The sequence below is a fragment of the Acinetobacter sp. RF14B genome (assembly GCF_006864105.1).
GTDB classification, from domain to species: Bacteria; Pseudomonadota; Gammaproteobacteria; order Pseudomonadales; family Moraxellaceae; genus Acinetobacter; species Acinetobacter lwoffii_C.
Map to the genome: position 1 here is coordinate 1 of NZ_SMTB01000155.1, position 3,008 is coordinate 3,008.

The following is a 3,008-nucleotide window of genomic DNA, read 5'->3' on the forward strand; positions in this document are numbered from 1 at the left end:
TAGAGCACGTAGTGTTTGTGGATTTCTAGGAGGGATTTATGCTTCATTGTGCGCATATCAATTGAGCCACCGAAATAAGCCAACCATTCGAGTAATCGAATGGTTGGCTTAAACAGGATTCGGGTTATAAATAGTATCAAAAAAAATCAAAACAGCACATTAAGCATACACAATTTACAATTATTTAATTTTAAAAATAATAGCTAGAAGTCTTAAAAGTGAGGCTTATAAATTAGACCAACAAAGAACCTCCCAAAAAAATAAGCTTATATCGATAAAACAATAAGTTAAATCAATTCATCTTATCAAGAAAAGTAGTAGCGCTATATTTAATGAGAGAAAACTCCCTATTCCTAGCTGTGAACAATTTTATTATTGTTAAAAATGATATATAAATTTATATAATGAAAATGATTATATTCTTACTCACTGCTGATATTAGATTTTAAAGGAACAAAAAGATTTTCTAATTACGCCATTTACTCTAAAAATAGACTGATTTTATTTTTTGATAATAGGGTGATTGCGCTCTATGAGCAGCTTCTTGACTAAAAGTAGAGAATAGTAGTTTATTAAGCCTACTTCGTAAGCTATTTTTGATTCAATTTCAAACGGCTTTGTTGCACAACCCTATTCTCCGAGGCTGTTCAGCAATATAACTTTTAAATGCAAAGCCTATATGCAAAACCCAAGAAACAACCAATCAGCTCTCCTTTCACCATACTTTAATTAATAGAGCCAGCATCTCTCTTGGGTTAGTTTCCAAAAAAAGCAGACCCAGTCTTCCCGGCGCAGTATACTCCTCCTCCCTAACTCTACGGGCTGGAAATTTTGAGATAGAAATGGAAAAAGAAGAAACATCCGCCTGAATAGCGTCGCCGATGGCCTAAGCCCCACATTGGTATAGATACCAAAACCCTAAAAACACCTGCAGTTCAAGCTTGCTCCGAACAATATTAGCGATTCACAGGCACTGGGGAATTCACTTGATCAAATTCGACCTGACGAGCGCATAGATTCTATTGATAGCGATGAAGCCTATAATACAAACATTGCAGACAAGTGATTTCAGAGCGTCACGCATCTGCAGTAACCCCACCAGAAAAAATGCACCATCCAAGTAAAAATAAAAAAAGTCGGAATCTTGAGCCAGAAATCAATGGTTGAAAACGGTCAGATGTCCAAAAAACCAAAAAGAATAATTTGGAAAAAGTGGTCTGACTATCATCGACACAGTTTGGCCGAAACCCAGAGGCATTACCTCAAAATAGATAGTATGCAACAAAGCCCTCCAAATTTAAAAAGCCCTGATCGAAAGATGGGGGCTTTTTTTATTGTTGATTTTATATTAAAAAACTTTCAGCAGAGTTTGACAAACTCACACTTATCCTTAAGGATAATCTAAAAAATCATGAGTATAACAAAATGAAAAATAGTGCTCTGGCGCCAGTCTATCAGGCTGATATTTTAGGTGAGGGTTATGAGCAGACCACTTTCAATTTTCCTGAAGATTATGAAGGCCCGGTCATTGCCACGCTGGTGCGTAAAAAAGCAGCCCAAACCACCTCTAAGGCCGTGCTTTATATCCACGGTTTTATTGATTACTTTTTTCAAACTGAAATGGCGGAACGCTTTAATCAGCAAGGTTTTGATTTTTATGCTCTGGATTTAAGAAAATATGGGCGCTCCCATTTATGTCACCAGAAGCTCTACAATGTCTACAGTCTCTCTGAATATGATGCTGAAATTAATCAGGCACTCGAGCTGATTGGCCAAGAAGGCCATGACCAGATACTTCTATGCGGGCATTCAACCGGTGGATTAATTACCACCCTTTATGCCGCCCGGCATCCCGATCATCCTCTAATCAAGGGACTCTGGCTCAACAGTCCATTTTATGACTTCAACATGCGCCATCTAGAGAAAAAGATTTTACTGCCCCAACTGAGCCGTTTAGGAAAACGCTTTCCAGACCTGCAGTTTCCAAGCCGTCTCAATCGCTGGTATGTACCCAGCTTGCATATCAGTTATCAAGGAGAATGGAATTTCAATCTGGAATGGAAAAAACCAAGCTACCCTCTGGTACGTTTAAGTTTTGTGCATGCCATTTATGAGGCCCAAAAACATCTTCATCATGGAGTTCATCTTACAGTGCCTACTTTAATCATGCATGCCCATCAAACCCGCTATCCTTTACGCTTTAATTACGCTGCACAAAGCAGTGACGTAATTCTTCAGGTACAGGATATAATTGACCATGCTCAAAAGCTACAGGGCGATGTACAGCTGTGTTCCATTCAAAATGCTGTCCATGATCTGGTACTGTCAGAAAAACCGGCCAGAGAGCTGGTATATCAGCAACTGTTTCAATGGCTGGAACAAAAATCTCTTTTGGCCTGACCAGAATAGGTCAGACCATTCCTAACAGCAGGTCAGGCTGCCTGGTTTTATGACCACTTTTAAAGGTTATCATTAACAACCCTAAAACAGTAACACTGCGGAAATCCTATAAAAACCAATTTATTTTTAGCTGCTGGCATTTTATCCAGATTTTTCATTTTTCTTGCTTTGTGACTGTGCAAAAATACAGCACAAAGCTGTGCTTTACTTTAAAGTCGACTTTCCATCATCTGCAAGACTGTGTATAACAATGAACGCTACAGGCAAAGTAATAGGCATAGGCAAAATTGCTTAAAAAGCGTTAGACTATGCAGCAATAATGTCATGATTCGGTCTGATAAAGATCAAAGAAGAAGGTGAAGATTGATGCCGCTCAATACAGTTGAAGAGCTTGTCGCAGATATCCGTGCAGGAAAAATGGTCATCCTGATGGATGATGAAGACCGTGAAAATGAAGGTGACCTGGTTATTGCTGCCACGCATGTCCGCCCGGAGGACATCAACTTTATGATCACCCATGCGCGTGGTCTGGTCTGCCTGACGTTGAGTAAAGAGCGTTGCCAGCAGCTGAACTTGCCATTGATGGTCGATGCGAATGGTGCCCAGCA

2 protein-coding genes and 2 pseudogenes are annotated in these 3,008 nt (G+C 39.6%); all 4 read left to right on the forward strand.

All coding sequences use genetic code 11. The features are described 5' to 3' along the window. Positions 1 to 112, forward strand: a pseudogene (locus tag E2K52_RS15515) (IS982 family transposase); the annotation flags it as partial. Positions 113 to 840: 728 nt separating this feature from the next. After that, positions 841 to 1,267: pseudogene (locus E2K52_RS15780) on the forward strand (transposase); the annotation flags it as partial. A 158-nt stretch (positions 1,268 to 1,425) separates the two neighbouring features. Further along, the gene (locus tag E2K52_RS13940; protein WP_151205617.1) at positions 1,426 to 2,400 is read left to right on the forward strand and encodes an alpha/beta hydrolase; all 975 of its coding nucleotides are present in this window, start codon (positions 1,426 to 1,428) and stop codon (positions 2,398 to 2,400) included. A 366-nt stretch (positions 2,401 to 2,766) separates the two neighbouring features. Beyond that, the coding region (locus E2K52_RS13945; RefSeq protein WP_171478875.1) for a 3,4-dihydroxy-2-butanone-4-phosphate synthase at positions 2,767 to 3,008 on the forward strand (242 nt) is incomplete at its 3' end.